Below are 16,861 nucleotides of genomic sequence, written 5' to 3'. Positions count from 1 at the left end.
ATGTTATAACCCTAAGACCTATCCTCTTATCCATGAAGAAGCGGGGAATACATCATAAGCGCATAATTATCGGTTACAGCTTCATCTCCAATTAGGTCGCCGGTACGTGTATATACTTTTCGACTAATCTTGTTACTGCGTATATAGCCTCCCCAAGGTTCTAGACTAATTCGATGATCACTTTCGTACACTTCATATTTATAAAGGGATTGCTCATCGCATCTCCATTCCCCATGTAAATGGCTGTCATCCAGCCAGAGCTTTAATTGATAGGCTTGATTAGTGTTATTCTTTACTTGAAGATCCAAATAATTATAAGAACAGGTGGCCCCGCTTCCAAATGGCTGTGTACGCTGTTCATCTGGAAATACATCATAGCTGTGCCGATGCCGTTCTGTAACCGTAAGAGGTGTATGCAGTGTCATCCAGTAGATCAGATTGGACAACTGGCACAGTCCCCCGCCGACTCCAGAATGGAAGCCACCATAATGCAGAACCATTCCGTCCAGATACCCTTTTCGCTTACTGGGCTTACCGATGCTTCTCCAATAGGAAAAAGTCTCACCCGGGCGCACCAAGAGCCCATCCAGTTTCGCTATCGCCAGACGTAAATTGGTTATTTTATTGTATTGAAGCACCATATCTACATTCCGTAGACTTCTTAATAACGGTGTAGCATGAGTCATCACTTCATTAGATAAAATTTCACTAGTGCGCTGCTTCGCCACCTTGCTGCGGCTAGTGCACCATTTCAAATATCTTTTCCAAATAAAATATCGCTTTCCGGCAAATAGTCTAAGTCGAGAACGCTGAATAGGTTTCATGGCAGCCTGAGGTGTACTCATCTAGAACTGAACCTCGCTTTCAGCTCGTAACTGGGCGAATCTCCCTCCAATTACTGCATTATGATGCTTAACGATCTCACTACTATTCAGAACCCCATTATCAAAGGTGCTATGAGCATCTTGGACGAGAATACTCTTATACCCCATACTGTATGCGCGTCTTATTGTCGTATCTAGGCAGAACTCACTTTGCATCCCACAAATCACCAGATTCGTAATCCCCAGCTTCTGTAGCTCCTCTTGCAGTTCGGTTCGGTGAAAAGCATCCCAAGTAGGCTTCTCCACAATAACTTCGCCTTCCTGCGGTGTGATACGATGACTAATCTGCCACGTGGGCGTTCCTTTTGTATATTCCTCATCTTCGGTGTGTTGAATATAAACTATCGGAGTACCTGCTACCCTAGCTTTGTTCTGAAGGGAAATAATTCTCTCCATTACACCCTCTTCATCGTACAGCTTTTGATCAGGATAGGAGAACATAGCTTCTTGAACATCGATAATTAATAGAGCAGTTGAATTTCCCATTTAGTACCTCCTACAATTTTTATGAAAATCATACCAGATTATGGGACATTCTATCTACCTATTTAAAGGCTTAAATCAATAAAAAAAGGGCATCTGCTGAGCAGACACCCGTTACATTTAAATACTTTTTACTTGCCACGCTTATTATGCCAGATCAATGCATGCAGTTGTGGAAGGACACGTACTCTATTCATCTCAGAGTCTACGATTACTTTATTAAACAACCATTCCAGCCTTCCCAAAAGTCGAGCAGAAATGTCGCCTTCTTCAGTGACATCATCATTCCCAGGCTGCAGAAAGAGCTGCACATTGGGATATCGCTGGTGAATGTCTTTTGCATAATCAAAATCCTTATCGTCAAACACTACGACCTTCAAGCTATGCGTAGAACGACCCAGTTTCTCCATTTTACTCATGATGTTATCTAACATTTCCCAATTCGTCGTCATTCCTGAGCTTGGGGGTTTAGGGCTAATTGTCAGCACATCCACGTCATTGAACCAATCCTGCCATTTACTCCCCTGAGTTTCTATTGCAGCTTGTATCCCTCGCTCATGTAGCAGGTTAATAAAAGTGCCCATCCCATCACCAATCAAAGCAGGATTTCCGCCTGAAATCGTAACACAGTCGAAATTATCTCCAGCTATAGCTAAAAGTTCATTCATAATTTCATCTGAGGTCATCATTCGAACCTTATCCTTAGCAGTACCATCCCAAGTAAAAGCGGAGTCACACCAGCCACAGCGATAATCGCAGCCATAGGTGCGGACAAACATCGTCTTCACTCCAATTACCGCACCTTCGCCTTGAATAGTTGGACCGAACATTTCAATTACAGGAATCTTATTCACAGTCACAGCCTCCATATAAATGGTAGGCTGGCCCTTCAACCGGAATATCTTCAGCCAGCACCTCTGCCCAGGAGGTTGGAGTCTCCCATAGCTTTACCGAGTACAAAGGCAACCCTGCTTGCTTAAGCTTGTAGGCAATATATGAAGACATATTCTCCACTGTGGTGCGGAAAGACAACAAGGCTACTTTGGAGCCCGTATTCGTTAACGTCTCTAACACAGGTTCATTTCCCATAGCAAGAAAAGCGTGATCTAAACGATCTACAAGGCTTTGTTGTACTGTCATTTTGATATCGCTGAAATCAATAACAAACCCTTCGTCTGAATGGCCTTCCGTAGCCTCTGGTTTGCCCTTAAGCACTACTTCGAGCTTATACGTATGTCCATGCAGATTGCTACATTTCCCTTTGTGACCAATTAATTGATGCGCAGCATCAAACGTAAATATTTTGCAGACTGAAACCTCGTTAAGCATTAAGAACCGGCCTCCATTCTCTCCGCCTCATATTGCTCAAGACCACGCTGACGCAACAGACAGGCTGGACAAGTACCGCAGCCACTGCCAATAATACCGTTGTAACAGGTCAATGTGTGTTCGCGAACATAATCAAAATAACCCAGTTCATCTGCCATTTTCCACGTTTCTTTTTTATCCAGCCACATCAATGGAGTGTGTACTGCAAACTCATAGTCCATAGATAAATTCAGCGTAACATTTAATGATTTCACAAATACATCACGGCAGTCCGGATACCCGCTAAAATCCGTTTGGCAGACACCCGTGACGATATGGGAGTAATCCAGCTGTTTTGCTAATATTGCCGCAAAAGATAAAAACAACAGATTCCGTCCGTCTACAAACGTGCTAGGAAGCTCATCGCCTTCGCCAGCAACGATATCAATATCTTGGCGGGTTAGTGCATTGGGTGCCAGCTGATTCAGCAGCCCGAGATCTAGGATATGCTGTTGTACATTAAACTTAGCCGCTATTTCTGTAGCAATTTCGATTTCGGCCGCATGCCGCTGATTATAATTGAAGGTAACAACCTGCACTTCCTCAAATTGCTTCAAAGCCCATACCAGGCAAGTGGTGCTATCTTGTCCGCCACTGAATACGACGAGTGCTTTCTTATTCATCTAAATCTCTCCTTATCAACTTGTTGGGATTAGCGGTTATCCACTTTTTCCGGATAGAGGTCGTGATTCATTAAGCGGTGCTCCGCCATCGCCTCATACTTCGTACCCGGTCTTCCGTAGTTGCAATAAGGATCAATAGATATGCCTCCACGCGGAGTGAACTTGCCCCATACCTCAATGTATCGTGGGTCCATCAGTGAGATCAGATCATTCATAATAATGTTGACGCAGTCCTCATGAAAGTCACCGTGGTTGCGGAAGCTAAACAGATACAGCTTTAATGATTTAGATTCCACCATTTTCTGTTCAGGAATATACGAAATATACAATGTGGCAAAATCCGGCTGACCTGTAACAGGACATAAGCTAGTAAACTCAGGGCAGTTGAATTTAACAAAATAATCACGCCCTGGATGCTTGTTATCAAACACCTCAAGAATAGCTGGATCATAACCAAACTTGTACTGCGTTCCCTGATTACCAAGTAAAGTGACTTCTTGCATTTCCTCTTTCAATCTTCCTTCTGACACGACAAAAAACCCCTCTCTTTTCCTTCGGACTTGGCCGGTAATGGAAAGAAGAACGAGATTTCGAAAACTTTGCTCCACTAAGAAGAAACGGAAGCAACTTAAGGACTGCATCCGTCTGTAAGATTTAATATACTCTTAGTTTTTTATAGAGGGAGTTCGCGAACCTCTCCTGCACAATCTGTGCAGACTTCTTCTTCATGCATATTGCGTCTTGAACTATACCATGGTAATTTGCTTCTGACAAGTTCTACGCTTTACCCGTCTTCCAAATCCAGAGCGAAAGCACCGCAATCCACAAGAGCAAAAGCAGGCTTTCTAGGAGCAATACTCCTTTTCCATTTAGAATACTGTTTAAATTCTGGACGATTTCAATACTTGGCAGAACAACAAAGATCGGATAGGTCCATTCTGGAAGAGCGACGTATACAGAAGCTACTAAGAAAAAAACGACCATACATACGGAGCTGATGGCTGAACCATTTTTGGAGGAACTTACCTTTAAACCAATGATAATTCCAACTTGCACAAAGATAATTCCACCCAATAACATATACAAGAAGGAAGGGAGTAAATCCATTGTCAAACCTTGATTTAAGACATAAACAATCAGCTGTGATAACAATGAAAAAACAAGAACAGATCCTGCTTTCGCAGTAATAATCTGGCCTCTGCTTAGCGGAGTAATCAACAGCGCATCATAAGTCTTACTCTCACGCTCCTCAATTAATCCTGGGCCGGTAATCATGATCCCAACCATCACTTGCGCAAATAATATCCATGTAGAAAGAAGCATGAAGTCCAAACCGCCCTTGTCCACTACAGTGATGATGATTTTAGCCATAAATATAGGCAAAATTATTAGAATTACAGTCGCTGGATTATGCAGTATATCCTTACTTTCATGTTTAAACAGCTTCCATATCTGATAACTCAACTTAGCTCACTTCCCGTCAGGGCAGCGAATACATCTGCCAGCGAAGCTTCTTTACTGTGCATACTTAGAATTTGATTCGTAGACATTAACTGATAGATATGATCTTTAGTAGCTTCTTCTGCAATCGGCCAGGATTTCATAACCACTTTCCCATTCTGCTGATATTTAACTTCAATTTCTGGTTTACCATAAATGGTCTTAAGTCTATGCGGTTCATCAAGTGCCACCAATGCACCAGCGTGCATGATGCCCACTCTATCGCTTAATTCCTCGGCTTCGTGCATATCATGCGTCGTTAAGACAATGGTTGTGCCTTCTTCTTGAATTCTCTTGACGTGATTACGTATGAGTGAAGCTGAATTTGGATCTAACCCACTTGTAGGCTCATCTAAAAACAACACTTGAGGCTTATGTAATAATGCTCTGGCGATTAGAACACGCTGCTTCCAGCCTTTGGATAAGCTGCTTACTTTAGCTTTTTCCTTATCTAACAGCTGGAGGGTTTCCATGACTTCATTCACTCGATTTCCTGCTACCCTATACAGATCAGCGAACAGTTCCAGATTATTTCGAATAGAACTACGCATGTATAGGTTCGGAAGCTCGAAAACAACACCAATTTGAGCATGGATTTCTTTTTTATGACGTGAAATATTCATGCCATTAATTAAAATTTCTCCGCTTGTAGACTGAATAAGCCCTGTCATCATGCGCATCGTTGTGGTCTTCCCTGCACCATTGGGACCTAGAAATCCAAAGACCTCACCTTTCTCCACCGTGAAAGTAATTCGATCAACTGCACATCTCTCCTGATAATATTTTGAGACCTCAGTTAGCTGAATCAATAACACTCCCCCTTATTAAAATAGTTAACTTTCTTCTATCCTTATTCTGGTTGTAGAGGATTATCTCTGTTGTTGCTATTCTGTAACATTCGCTATTCCTTAGTACCTTCCTTTGTTCAAATCCGCTCAGATGTGGCAAGAATAAGGATTCAAATCCTAAGAAAAGGGTAACTTAAACTTAATAATCTTCGAGGTAAGGGTGGGATCATCTAATGGAACAAAGTACACAGAAACTTATGGACTGGATTAACAGTCATGTGAATGAAACTATTGTAATTGAGAAGAAAGAGCTTCGTGATCTGGATAAAATTCATTTTAATCTAGAGGCTGTTGAGTTTCGGAGTGCGGAGGATGTTATCGATGATTATCTTGGGAGTGCATTAATATTAAAAGGATTTGGCAGCACTTTAAACGACGATGGTGAGCTAGTATCGCTACCACACTCCACCTATGACTTAGCTATTGACGGGCTTCGGATTGAGGACATAAGTGATCGCAAGGCGGAAATAACTACTGAAAGAGCTAAATATACCCTTTCAGTGAATTAAACTATATGTAATGACAACAAAAGAGCCCACAGTAATCTGTGGACTCTTTCTAATTAATAGTTACTCTTCCCCAATGATCTCCACTTCAGTTTCAAGCTCCACTCCGAATTTATCCTTCACAGTCGCTCTTACATGGTGAATTAGCCCAATGTAATCGCTGGCGGTTGCATTATTTGCATTTACAATAAACCCTGCATGCTTCTTGGATACCTCAGCACCACCGATTCTTGTTCCCTGCAAGCCACTCTCTTGAATTAACTGACCTGCAAACCGACCTGGAGGACGTTTAAAGACACTACCACAGGAAGGATACTCAAGCGGTTGCTTGGATTCACGCAAGTAAGTAAGTTCATCCATTTTCGACTTGATGGCTAATGCATCACCAGAAGTCATAGCAAAATTGGCCTCAAGTACGATGTATTCACCGCTTGCGAACACACTTTTTCTATAACCCCATTGCAGCTCATCCCCTTGCAGAGTCACTAATTGTCCGCTCTTAGTTATAGCCAGTGCATTATGCAGTACATCTTTAATTTCTCCGCCGTAAGCACCTGCGTTCATGTATAACGCTCCACCAACCGTTCCTGGAATGCCACAGGCGAACTCAAGACCCGTAAGCTCCATATCCAGCGCATATCTGGAAACATCAATAATCTTAGCGCCGCACTCCGCATATAAGAGATTGTCTCGAATCCCCACATCCGTTAGTCCTGCCGTTTGCAGAACTATTCCACGCACACCTCCATCACGGATAATCACATTGGAGCCGTTCCCAAGTACCGTAAGGTTTATCCCATTCTGTTCCGCATATGTAACGATCTTTTGAATTTCCTCATAAGTAGCTGGTGCTGCCAAAATATCAGCTTTACCGCCCATTTTGGTGTACACGTGATCTTTTAAGTTTTCATGACTCTTCACAATCCCTGCAGTCATTAGCTGCTCTAGGTCATTTTGAATTTTGTCAATATTCATGTTTCATGCTCCTTTAACCATGTATAAATGATGGTCCTTGATCTATTTTTATTAGTGGTATCATGGAATTGTAGGCAACCACAACTGTAACAACGAACAGGCTCCCTTGTCAATGACGGGAGCCTGTTCGTTGTATGATTTTCAATTATGATTACACAGCTTTGTAGGCCGCAAGCTCGTAAGGAAGGCACAGCGGCACACCGGTACGTGGATCTGGAACAATATCTGCCTCAATTCCAAACACTTCCCGCAATACATCTGGTGTCATAACTTCAGTAGGTGAACCTTCACTAACCACAGTACCTGACTTAATAGCTACCATATGCTGTGCATAACGAGTAGCATGATTCAAATCATGCACGACCATGATAATGGTACGGCCTTCTTCCTCATTCAGCTTTTGCAGAAGCTGTAGAACTTCAAGCTGGTGAGCCATATCCAGAAATGTTGTTGGTTCGTCCAGAAATAGAATGTCAGTTTCTTGCGCCAATGCCATAGCGATCCAAGCACGCTGACGTTGTCCTCCAGATAAGCGGTCAATCGGACGGTCATGGAAAGGCTCCATACCTGTAACAGTGATTGCGTTAGAGATAATGCTGCGATCCTCTGCTGTCATTGTGCCAAATCCTTTTTGATGCGGGAAACGGCCATAACTGACAAGTTCAGAGACCGTTAGTCCGTCTGGAGCCGTTGGGTTTTGCGGTAAGATCGCAAGCTGACGAGCTACCTCTTTCGTTGAAAAGTTATGGATCGATTTGCCGTCCAACATTACACTGCCGCTCTTAGGCTTCATGATCCGGGCCATTGTTTTAAGAATTGTAGATTTACCAGAACCGTTAGCGCCCACTAGTGCAGTTATTTTTCCCGTAGGGATAGTTAAGTTCAACCCTTTAACAATTGTAGCCTCTGCATACCCAATACTTAACTCTTCTGTGTTCAAACGTTCTGACATGTTAACAACTCCTTAAAAGTTTTATGGAGCGATGCTCCTAGAATGAACTACATAGTAAAACTCGCTTCGTACGGATTATGCTTTCGATTTGGCGAGTAAATATAAAAAGTAAGGTGCACCAATGATCGCAACTACGATGCCTGTTGGAACTTCTGCAGGCTGTAACACCCATCTGCCGATAGTATCAGCAGTAATCATAAGAAGCGCCCCTGTCAACGCACTAGCGGGCAATAATATCTGATGACGGGGTCCCACAAGCTTGCGGGCAAGATGTGGTGCAATTAGGCCTACAAAGCCAATTCCCCCACTTACAGCAACGCAGGAGCCGGCAAGCGCAACTGCTGTCACTAGAAGGAGAATACGCTCCTTCTCCACTCGCATTCCAAGTCCTACTGAAGTATGGTCCCCTAGATTCAATACATTAAGAATACGGGCTTTATAGAAGGCGAACGGTAACAGAATCGCTATCCAAGGTAGGAGAGCAAGGACGAATCTCCAATCGCCACCCCATATTTTCCCGGCGATCCAAGTCGCTACAAACTGATAATTATTGGGATCAAGCCGAAGTGCCAACACCAGCTGGCAAGCGTTAATTCCGGCAGCGACTGCAATCCCGATAAGGATCAACCTTGTTGGAGATAGACCATCTGCTTTTCTATAAGCAAGAATATAGATTAAAGCGGCGGTTAAGCTAGCCCCACCAAGCGCTAAGAGCGGTAAGACAAATACCGGAGCTGCTGTTGTAGCCGGAAAAAACGAGATAAAAATGATTACCGCAAAACCAGCACCCGCACTTATGCCCAGCGTAGCCGGTTCGGCAAGTGCATTTCTTGCGAGACTTTGTAAAATACAGCCTGACACCGCAAAGCCCGCTCCAACCAACAATGAAATTACGATGCGAGGTAATCTGAAATCAAATAAAATAAGCTTTTGCTGATGAGTTCCATCACCCAGCAGTGTATGTAGTACCTCCCGTGGGGATAGACGCATAAATCCTGTATTCATACTGACAATAAAAACAACAACGATCAATATGGCAAGGAGCGATAACACTGTAATAGCACGTGTACGGCGTTCATTATCATTGGGAGAAAGGGTTGTTCTGTGCATTACAGCTCCCCCTTCCGCTTACTCGCTAAGTAAATAAAGAAAGGTACACCGATGATGGCAATTAATGCGCCTAGCGGCGTCTCATAAGGGGCATTTATCATTCTAGCGGCGATATCCGCAAAGATGATCAATAAGCTCCCAAGAACTGCCGAGCAAGGAATGATCCAGCGATAATCTACTCCAACGAAATAACGTGCTACATGTGGAATAATTAGTCCTATAAAAGCAATCGGGCCAACCATTGAGACTGCACTTCCGGCAAGAACTACTACAACAATCATACATGCCAACTGTACTAATCTTGTCCGCTGCCCCAGACCAACTGCAACTTCTCTTCCTAAGCTGAGCAAGGTGACAGACCGCGCTAACATCATCGCTGCGATTAATGCCACGAACACCCAGGGGAAGATAATCTTGATCTGAGTCCAGCTTGCCCCACCCATTCCGCCAGCCAACCAGAAGGCTATATCCTGGGATAAGTTAAAAAGAATAGCTATGCCCTGACTAACAGCAACCAGTAGTGCACTAACCGCGGAACCTGCCAGCGTCAAACGTAAAGGTGTAAGGCCATTAAAAGATAGTGACCCGATTCCAAATACGATAAAAGACGCTATAGCAGCACCTATAAAACAAAACAACATAAGTGAAGTAAAGGAGAGCGAAGGTGCAAAAGCAAAAACTATGGCCAGCGCTACACCTGCTCCCGCATTCAAGCCTAACAGACCTGAATCCGCAAGAGGGTTCCTTGTCATCCCCTGCATGATTGCCCCTGCTACTGCGAAGCAAGCACCGACCAAAGCACCTGCTATCGCGCGTGGAAATCGCAGTTCTCTTATCACCTGATGTTTTTGTAAATCTGGATTGAAATGAAATATTGCTTCCCATACCGTAGCTAGCCTGATATCTGCCGCACCCACCGAGACCGAAAGTGCCAGTCCAAAGGCAATGGCAGCGAGTCCAATCAGTAGAATACCCATTGCAGCTGTCGGTCGGGTATGTAGAGCTTTTTGTGTATCATTTTTATTACGATGCGCGAAATCTGAGGGTGAAACCATGAGTCGTCTCCTTAATCGATAGTTACAATGGTCTATATGATAACAACAATCATTCTCATTATCGCAAAAAAAATTAGGTTGTACAATTGTAGGAGTTCTCTTTCAGTAATACAGGAATGGTTTATAAAAAAATGGTGCAGATCTAAGTATCCTAAGATACTTGATCTGCACGCCCTTCCCCACCCAAATGATCAGTCTCATTCATGGTGAATTACGACTCTTTATTTCACAAAACTTTTTAACACATCGTCAATAATTTTGCCACCAGCGTTAGCACCACTGTATAGCCAACTGCTTGTTGAGCTCATTTCATGTACATTACCAGCTTTTACAGCCGGGATTCCTTTCCAAATTGAACTGTCCAGAATCTCCGAACCCTCAGTCTTATCACTATTTACAAGGATAATATGATCTGCTGTCAGCTCAGAAAGCTTCTCTAGCGAAATTGGATTCCAAGTAGCTCTTGTACCAACAGGAATTTCTGTTACTAAGTTAGGCAGCTTTACACCAAGGTCTGTATATAATACAGCACCACTGCTGCGGGTTTCGTCTACAATATAGAAGTTCTTTTGTACCAACCATAAAATCGCCACGGACTCTTCTCCAATAGCTCCTTTAAGCTTTTCTTTCGCTGCAGCCGCCTTGTCTTCATAATCTTTAATGGCTTTCTCTGCATCAGGGGTCTTGTTCAGAATTTCACCTATCTTGAGTAGCGATTTACGCCAATCTTGATTTAGCTTATCCCCAATCACATAAGTCGGTGCAATCTTATTCAGTTGGTCATAGATACCATTCTGTACAGATGACTCCGATGGGATGAGGATAAGATCCGGAGCGAAGCTAGTTACTGCCTCGAGCGGAAGATCGTAGCTGATCGTAGGAACATCCTTCAATTCAGTGGACAGATAATCTTGAATACCATTAGTCACTGACCATTGCGCTACTGGAGTCACACCTAGAGTTACCAAAGCATCCTCCAAATAAGAACCCAGTACACGCCCAGGATTAGCTGGAATCGCTACTTCATGTCCCATTGCATCCGTTAACGTCTTAGGAGCTGTAGGAGCTTCTGTAGTTTCAGCAGTAGGTGCCGTCGTTGGCTCTGTTCCTGCGTTTGAAGCGTTACCAGGATTATTATTACCGCAAGCGGATAAGAATAGCACCATCACCATTAATCCGACCATCGTTAATTTCATGCTTCCAAATCTTTTTCTGTTAAACAAAAACATTAAATACCCTCCTAGTGTATACATCCTATGTTATTCATAGGTGTTGACTACCTCAGTCTCACTTTTAAATGATATTGATTCTCATTCTCTATGTCAACATATAAATTTTAAATTTTGTGGATTTGCAATAATTCCCTTCTTAAAAAGACAAAAAAGGCTATATTCCGAACGTTCCGGATATAGCCTCTCCTTAATGATCCATTATTTATTCAAATGATATGGGACAGTCGCAACTACAACATCTTTTGAATTCATTAGATACGAACGGATTAAAAAGCTGGTCTGATTATGAAGTACGGCTTGCCACCAATGTTTAGTTATAAACTGTGGAATCAGAATTGTGATATGATCCGTCGCTGCGGTCTTCCACTCCACTGTATCAATAAATTTCACTAACGGACGAATAATACTGCGATATCTGGAACGAAGTACAATCAGGCGTACACCCGGATTCCATTCCTCCCATCGTTGCTCCATTTTTTGAATGTCCTCTTCATCAAAGCCAACATACACGGCTACAACATTATCCGTTAGAGACTTGGCATAGCTGATGGAATGTAGTACAGCACGTGTTACACCCGCAACAGGAACAACAACTGTACTGCCCTTAATCAAAGGTTTATCTGTACTCGGGCATATACGAAGCTGATCTGCAGTGTTCAAATAGTGCTTGTGAATCCGGTGGAACACAAACATTACAGCAGGTAAGAAAATGAAAGCCATCCATACGCTTGAGAATTTAGTGATGATAAAAATAAGCGTAATCGTCAATGTAGTCAGCATACCGATGGTATTTACAACAAATCTTTTTTTCCATCCCGCTGGTTTTGTTTTAAACCAATGAACCATCATTCCTAGCTGTGACAATGTGAAAGGAATGAATACACCAACCGCATAAAGTGGAATCAAGCTTTCTGTATTTCCATGGAATGCAGCTACAAGCACAGCAGACAGAACACCTAGAAAAATAATACCGTTAGAGAAACCTAGACGGTCTCCACGAACCATAAAAGCATGTGGCATATATTTATCTTTTGCAAACATGAATGCGAGCAGCGGGAACGCTGAGTAAGCTGTATTAGCTGCCAAGAACAAAATTACTGCTGTGATACCTTGAATGAAAAAATATAAGGTTCCGCGGCCAAAGGTCGATTCAGCGATCTGAGAAACAACCGTTGCCTTTTCATCAGGCACTATGCCGTACCAATACGCCAGTAGTGTGATACCTGTAAACATAAATCCAAGTATAACCCCCATGACCATTAAGGTCTTGGCTGCGTTCTTTTCAGCAGGTGCTTTAAAGTTTGGAATGGCATTAGATACAGCCTCTACACCCGTAAGCGCTGAACAGCCAGAACTGAAGGCTTTTAATAGTAGAAACAAACTAACATTAGAAACAGCAGAGCCAATTTCAGGGACATTCGCATGCACGCCACCTGCTGCATATTTAATAACACCGGAGATAATCAACACTACAATCGACACCACAAACAAATACACTGGGATTGCGATGAATGAAGCTGATTCTGTAACTCCGCGAAGATTAATCAAAGTAAGTAAAATAATAACAGATACTGCAATAAGAACGGTGTGATTATGAAGACTTGGAAAAGCCGATGTGATCGCATCCGTCCCTGCCGACGCACTAACAGCTACGGTCAGAATGTAATCCACTAACAAAGACCCTCCTGCTAAGAGCCCTGTCGGAACACCAAGATTACTCTTGGCAACGATGTAAGCTCCGCCTCCCTGAGGATAAGCGTAAATTGTCTGCCGATAGGATAAAATCAGGATGGCCAGCAGGCCCAATACGGCTAAGGCAATTGGCAGGGAATACCAGATGGCAGTAAACCCCGCAGCCACCAGTACAATCAAAATTTGTTCCGTTCCGTAGGCTACAGACGAGAGCGCATCAGAAGACAGGACAGCCAGTGCTTTAACCTTGGATAACTTTTCATGATCGAGTTCGTTCGACTTCATCGGACGCCCGATCAATAGTCGTTTTACCTTGCTTACCATGGTGGATACAGTTCCTTTCTTTGGGAGCTGAAACGGAATTTCCGCGCGCTGTTTTCATTGGTGGATTCATAAATGCAGACACTAAAAATAGCATACGGAAATGATCCGCATGCTATGCATGGTCATTATCCCACCTTTGCTTACGAGGTTAGCTGGCGGATTCGGGCTGTGGTTTAGCCCTACGGTATAAGTCTAATCGACCCATTCCGATTCACCCCATTGGCACATATGCCAAGTTTGGTTCCCCCGTTTTCCCTTAGAAAATTCAGCGCATATTCAACTTCTCACAAGGTCTAATATTAGTCTACAAAGTGTATACAGTAAAGCGTTGAAAAAAATGAAAATAGAATGAAAAAACATCCAATAACCGCAAATATAGCGTCTTATTGGATGCTTTCTTTCATTCTCTTCAATTATCCCTCTGGGCCGTGTTTTTAATCATTTTTCACATCTTTTTCGGTCCCTCAAAGTTGAAAAATCAAAATCCTAAACTTTCCTCGTTATCTAACTCCATCACTTCTTCTTCCTTGCGTCCGTACCAAAGTAAAATGCTAATTAAAGCAAAAGCGATTAATGCAAGAAAAGGAATCGTAATGAATCCAAAAAAGTTCAAGTAATCCTTATTACAAGGAACACCAATTGTACAAGGAAGCACTTTACTTAACGCAGGAATCTTCTGCTCCGCATAATGATAGATCGAGATACTGCCACCAATCAAGCTTAGTGGAAGTACATATGGAATAATCCTTTTATCCCCTCGAAACGTCGCTATTCCCAAGAGGAATAACTGAGGATACATAAAAATTCGCTGGAACCAGCAAAGCTTACAAGGTTCATATTTCAATACTTCGCTCAAATACAAGCTACCGGCAACAGCAACTAAAGAGACGAACCAGGCCAGATACAGGCAGTTACGCTTGCAAAAAGATAGGAACTTTGTCACTTTGCCTCCACAGCTTTTGCGGCGTCATTAATTTCAGTTGAAATCGCTTCAATGTTAAATGGATCCGCAGTTATTACCCCATTAATGTAAAGAGATGGTGTAGTCGTCACACCCGCTTCACTAGCTAACTGCATACCCTTATTCAGCTCATCTGCATACGTACGATCCTTGATATCTTTACGCAGCAGTTCGTAATCGATAGCTAACTTCTCTTTCTCCGCAAGGCTTACTAAGAAATCTTCAGTCGCCCATTCATCGCTCTCATCACCTTGTTGAGCATATACAGCATCATAGAACTTCCAGAATTCATCATGATTCTGATGGTAAACAGATAATGCAGCAAGTGAAGCAGTTTCAGAGTCTGGACCAACGAAAGCCATATTTACAAAGTAGAGCGCTGCTTTTCCCTCGTTGACAAAATCTTGAACAATTTTCGGTTTAACTGAAGTTGCAAATTGGGAACACGCTGGACATTTTAAGTCTCCAAATTCAACAATTTTAACAGGTGCATCCTCTTTACCGACTCTAGGTAGCTCACTGTAATTGAATGCTACTGGTTCTCCCGAAGTGGCATTTTTTGCGGCATCTTTCGAAGCTAACATAAACAATCCAACAAAAATGATGACTACTAAAGCTATTGAACTAATAATTAAAATTCTCGTCTTCTGCTTTTGCTGCTCCTGTTCTACCCGCCGTTTCTCTTGTTTGCTAAGCTGGGGAACGCTTGTACTTTTATTAGGTTTACTCAAGGAGAGTTCCTTTCTGTCCTCTGTGGACTAATGTAGTTTTTATCATATACATTTAAAATTATATAATTTTTAATCTCTTTTTGGCAAACAATACTGTAAAAAAGACACAGCGCTATAGCACTGTGTCCTAATAATTACTAATAAGTTCGTTATGCGCCAGCTTCTTCAGACATTAGCTGTAACTTCAGCAGCTTAATTCGAGAAATCCGCTTATTATCCGTTTCTTCCACAATAAACAGATGATCATCAAATTCTACAGACTGTCCTTTTTGAGGTGGATTAACCTCCAATTTAGAATACAGCCAACCGCCTATCGTATCATAATCCTCAGTATCCATATGGAGCCCCAAAAGATCATTGATCTCTTCAATAAGCATCAAGCCGTCGATGGAGTGTTCATCCTCCCCCAGCTTCTCAACACCAGGACGTTCTTCGTCGAACTCATCCTGAATTTCTCCTACAATTTCCTCCATGATATCTTCCAGCGTAACCATTCCTGATGTTCCACCGTACTCATCAATCAAAATGGCGATTTGTGTCTTTGCGCGCTGCATGACTTTCAGCAGAGCACTAATCTGAATAGATTCTGGTACGGTTAGTATAGGACGAATCAATTTATTATAGCTTTGTTCACGATCCCTAATTAAGTCCTTGATATGAATGAAGCCTAGGATATGATCCTTATCACCATCACAGACTGGATAACGCGTCCTCATTCCATCAAAAGCAATCTCAAGGTTCTCTTCCGTTGAAAGATGATTATTCAGGCAGATCATTTCTGTTCGAGGAATCATGATCTCACGGGCCATAGTGTCCACAAATTCAAAAATATTGTCAACCAGCGTCATTTCGGTATTATCAATAAAGCCGCTTTTATTACTTTCTTGCATGATAATACGGATCTCTTCTTCCGTATGCGCCGTTCCCAGCTCTGAAGCTGGGGCTAATCGGAAGATCTGTAGTAAACCACGTGCCAGCCCATTTACGATCCAAATCACTGGATACATGATCTTGTAAAACACATTCATCGGCCCAGATGTTAGCAAAAGGACAGATTCAGCCTTGTTAACTGCAATAGTCTTAGGTGCAAGCTCTCCTAGTACGATATGCAAGATAGTGATAAACATTAGAGCAATAATCAAAGATACAACATTAACAGCGGTTACTCCAAAACCTATACTTCCTAATAAGGGCCCAACAAGGTTAGCTATAGCGGGTTGCCCCAACCATCCTAGCGCAAGTGAAGCCAATGTAATACCAAGCTGACAGGCGGATAGATAACCATCCAAGTTGCTAACGATGCTTCTCGCTTTTAAAGCTTTTTTACTACCTTCTTCAATAAGGGTATCAATTCTACCGCTTCGTACTTTCACCATTGCGTATTCGACTGAAACAAAAAATCCATTTAATAATACCAACAGAATAATAAGACCTACGTGTAATATACCGGGTAAAGGGTCGCTCAATTTATAATCCTATCCATCATTCTCCGTACGGATGGATAGGCCCACCTCCTTCGTTTTTTCAGAGTATCGGCAAGAAGCTTGCCAGTTGTTCCTTTCAGTATCAATTTCCCAATGGTTTCATCTCCAGTCTGGAATCACGTTTTTGAATATA

The 16,861-nt window shown here is 42.5% G+C and carries 18 protein-coding genes and 2 riboswitches; of the genes, 1 reads left to right on the top strand and 17 read right to left on the bottom strand.

Features of this window, described 5'->3' with window-relative positions; genetic code table 11:
* Positions 1–26 precede the first annotated feature (26 nt).
* From ACWNM1_RS26225 to ACWNM1_RS26190, 8 genes are all read right to left on the bottom strand, one after another.
* Complete coding sequence (locus ACWNM1_RS26225) at positions 27–845, bottom strand: VanW family protein (protein WP_449603253.1); 819 nt, start codon at positions 843–845, stop codon at positions 27–29.
* Complete coding sequence (locus ACWNM1_RS26220; RefSeq protein ID WP_449603252.1) at positions 846–1,370, bottom strand: cysteine hydrolase family protein; 525 nt, start codon at positions 1,368–1,370, stop codon at positions 846–848. It abuts the gene before it with no gap.
* 128 nt (positions 1,371–1,498) lie between these two features.
* Positions 1,499–2,221: a 7-carboxy-7-deazaguanine synthase QueE gene (gene queE, locus ACWNM1_RS26215; protein ID WP_449603251.1), complete on the bottom strand. Its 723-nt coding sequence runs from the start codon at positions 2,219–2,221 to the stop codon at positions 1,499–1,501.
* Entirely contained in the window at positions 2,214–2,696 is a 483-nt protein-coding gene (locus ACWNM1_RS26210; protein ID WP_449603250.1) for a 6-pyruvoyl trahydropterin synthase family protein, read from the bottom strand. The genes queE and ACWNM1_RS26210 overlap by 8 nt, the downstream gene beginning before the upstream one ends.
* Positions 2,696–3,358, bottom strand: coding sequence for a 7-cyano-7-deazaguanine synthase QueC (gene queC, locus ACWNM1_RS26205; RefSeq protein ID WP_449603249.1), 663 nt, complete (start codon positions 3,356–3,358; stop codon positions 2,696–2,698). Before queC ends, ACWNM1_RS26210 begins: the two co-directional genes overlap by 1 nt.
* Before the next feature lie 29 nt (positions 3,359–3,387).
* Entirely contained in the window at positions 3,388–3,861 is a 474-nt protein-coding gene (gene queF / locus ACWNM1_RS26200; protein WP_042193989.1) for a preQ(1) synthase, read from the bottom strand.
* Positions 3,862–4,017: 156 nt separating this feature from the next.
* Positions 4,018–4,061, bottom strand: a riboswitch (PreQ1 riboswitch).
* Positions 4,062–4,135: 74 nt separating this feature from the next.
* Entirely contained in the window at positions 4,136–4,822 is a 687-nt protein-coding gene (locus ACWNM1_RS26195; RefSeq protein WP_449603248.1) for an ABC transporter permease, read from the bottom strand.
* Entirely contained in the window at positions 4,819–5,667 is an 849-nt protein-coding gene (locus ACWNM1_RS26190) for an ABC transporter ATP-binding protein (protein WP_449603247.1), read from the bottom strand. Before ACWNM1_RS26190 ends, ACWNM1_RS26195 begins: the two co-directional genes overlap by 4 nt.
* Before the next feature lie 212 nt (positions 5,668–5,879).
* On the opposite strand from ACWNM1_RS26190, the gene ACWNM1_RS26185 reads away from it, so the two are divergent.
* Positions 5,880–6,215, top strand: a complete 336-nt coding sequence (locus ACWNM1_RS26185; protein ID WP_449603246.1) for a hypothetical protein — start codon at positions 5,880–5,882, stop codon at positions 6,213–6,215.
* A 60-nt stretch (positions 6,216–6,275) separates the two neighbouring features.
* Here the strand turns inward: ACWNM1_RS26185 and murB are convergent, their stop codons facing one another.
* The 9 genes from murB to ACWNM1_RS26140 all read right to left on the bottom strand — a co-directional run bounded on the left by murB (position 6,276) and on the right by ACWNM1_RS26140 (position 16,710).
* Positions 6,276–7,187: a UDP-N-acetylmuramate dehydrogenase gene (gene murB / locus ACWNM1_RS26180; protein WP_449603245.1), complete on the bottom strand. Its 912-nt coding sequence runs from the start codon at positions 7,185–7,187 to the stop codon at positions 6,276–6,278.
* A 151-nt stretch (positions 7,188–7,338) separates the two neighbouring features.
* On the bottom strand, positions 7,339–8,139 hold the full coding sequence (locus ACWNM1_RS26175; protein WP_042188632.1) for an ABC transporter ATP-binding protein: 801 nt from the start codon (positions 8,137–8,139) through the stop codon (positions 7,339–7,341).
* A 75-nt stretch (positions 8,140–8,214) separates the two neighbouring features.
* On the bottom strand, positions 8,215–9,249 hold the full coding sequence (locus ACWNM1_RS26170; protein ID WP_449603244.1) for a FecCD family ABC transporter permease: 1,035 nt from the start codon (positions 9,247–9,249) through the stop codon (positions 8,215–8,217).
* Positions 9,249–10,304: a FecCD family ABC transporter permease gene (locus ACWNM1_RS26165; protein WP_449603243.1), complete on the bottom strand. Its 1,056-nt coding sequence runs from the start codon at positions 10,302–10,304 to the stop codon at positions 9,249–9,251. Before ACWNM1_RS26165 ends, ACWNM1_RS26170 begins: the two co-directional genes overlap by 1 nt.
* Positions 10,305–10,525: 221 nt before the next feature.
* Positions 10,526–11,533, bottom strand: coding sequence for an ABC transporter substrate-binding protein (locus tag ACWNM1_RS26160; protein WP_449603242.1), 1,008 nt, complete (start codon positions 11,531–11,533; stop codon positions 10,526–10,528).
* Between the two features lie 201 nt (positions 11,534–11,734).
* The gene (locus ACWNM1_RS26155) at positions 11,735–13,552 is read right to left on the bottom strand and encodes an APC family permease (protein ID WP_042188640.1); all 1,818 of its coding nucleotides are present in this window, start codon (positions 13,550–13,552) and stop codon (positions 11,735–11,737) included.
* Positions 13,553–13,674: 122 nt separating this feature from the next.
* A riboswitch (cyclic di-AMP (ydaO/yuaA leader) is annotated at positions 13,675–13,833 on the bottom strand.
* A 197-nt stretch (positions 13,834–14,030) separates the two neighbouring features.
* Entirely contained in the window at positions 14,031–14,495 is a 465-nt protein-coding gene (locus ACWNM1_RS26150; RefSeq protein ID WP_449603241.1) for a disulfide oxidoreductase, read from the bottom strand.
* A complete protein-coding gene (locus tag ACWNM1_RS26145; RefSeq protein ID WP_449603240.1) occupies positions 14,492–15,244 on the bottom strand; it encodes a DsbA family protein in 753 nt (250 codons plus the stop codon). The genes ACWNM1_RS26150 and ACWNM1_RS26145 overlap by 4 nt, the downstream gene beginning before the upstream one ends.
* Before the next feature lie 149 nt (positions 15,245–15,393).
* The gene (locus tag ACWNM1_RS26140) at positions 15,394–16,710 is read right to left on the bottom strand and encodes a hemolysin family protein (protein WP_449603239.1); all 1,317 of its coding nucleotides are present in this window, start codon (positions 16,708–16,710) and stop codon (positions 15,394–15,396) included.
* Positions 16,711–16,861: the final 151 nt, after the last annotated feature.

The sequence above is a fragment of the Paenibacillus sp. Marseille-Q9583 genome (genome assembly GCF_976954365.1).
Note: the sequence above shows the minus strand (reverse complement) of the source record. Positions and strands in the feature narration are given on the sequence as shown.

What these genes read in the sequence shown, in the direction of transcription:
- ACWNM1_RS26175 (WP_042188632.1), bottom strand. Translation starts at nt 8,139, where the DNA reads ATGTCAGAACGTTTGAACACAGAAGAGTTAAGTATTGGGTATGCAGAG.
- ACWNM1_RS26225 (WP_449603253.1), bottom strand. Translation starts at nt 845, where the DNA reads ATGAGTACACCTCAGGCTGCCATGAAACCTATTCAGCGTTCTCGACTT.
- ACWNM1_RS26185 (WP_449603246.1), top strand. Translation starts at nt 5,880, where the DNA reads ATGGAACAAAGTACACAGAAACTTATGGACTGGATTAACAGTCATGTG.
- ACWNM1_RS26210 (WP_449603250.1), bottom strand. Translation starts at nt 2,696, where the DNA reads ATGCTTAACGAGGTTTCAGTCTGCAAAATATTTACGTTTGATGCTGCG.
- ACWNM1_RS26220 (WP_449603252.1), bottom strand. Translation starts at nt 1,370, where the DNA reads ATGGGAAATTCAACTGCTCTATTAATTATCGATGTTCAAGAAGCTATG.
- queC (WP_449603249.1), bottom strand. Translation starts at nt 3,358, where the DNA reads ATGAATAAGAAAGCACTCGTCGTATTCAGTGGCGGACAAGATAGCACC.
- ACWNM1_RS26165 (WP_449603243.1), bottom strand. Translation starts at nt 10,304, where the DNA reads ATGGTTTCACCCTCAGATTTCGCGCATCGTAATAAAAATGATACACAA.
- ACWNM1_RS26160 (WP_449603242.1), bottom strand. Translation starts at nt 11,533, where the DNA reads ATGTTTTTGTTTAACAGAAAAAGATTTGGAAGCATGAAATTAACGATG.
- ACWNM1_RS26155 (WP_042188640.1), bottom strand. Translation starts at nt 13,552, where the DNA reads ATGGTAAGCAAGGTAAAACGACTATTGATCGGGCGTCCGATGAAGTCG.
- queF (WP_042193989.1), bottom strand. Translation starts at nt 3,861, where the DNA reads ATGCAAGAAGTCACTTTACTTGGTAATCAGGGAACGCAGTACAAGTTT.
- murB (WP_449603245.1), bottom strand. Translation starts at nt 7,187, where the DNA reads ATGAATATTGACAAAATTCAAAATGACCTAGAGCAGCTAATGACTGCA.
- ACWNM1_RS26170 (WP_449603244.1), bottom strand. Translation starts at nt 9,249, where the DNA reads ATGCACAGAACAACCCTTTCTCCCAATGATAATGAACGCCGTACACGT.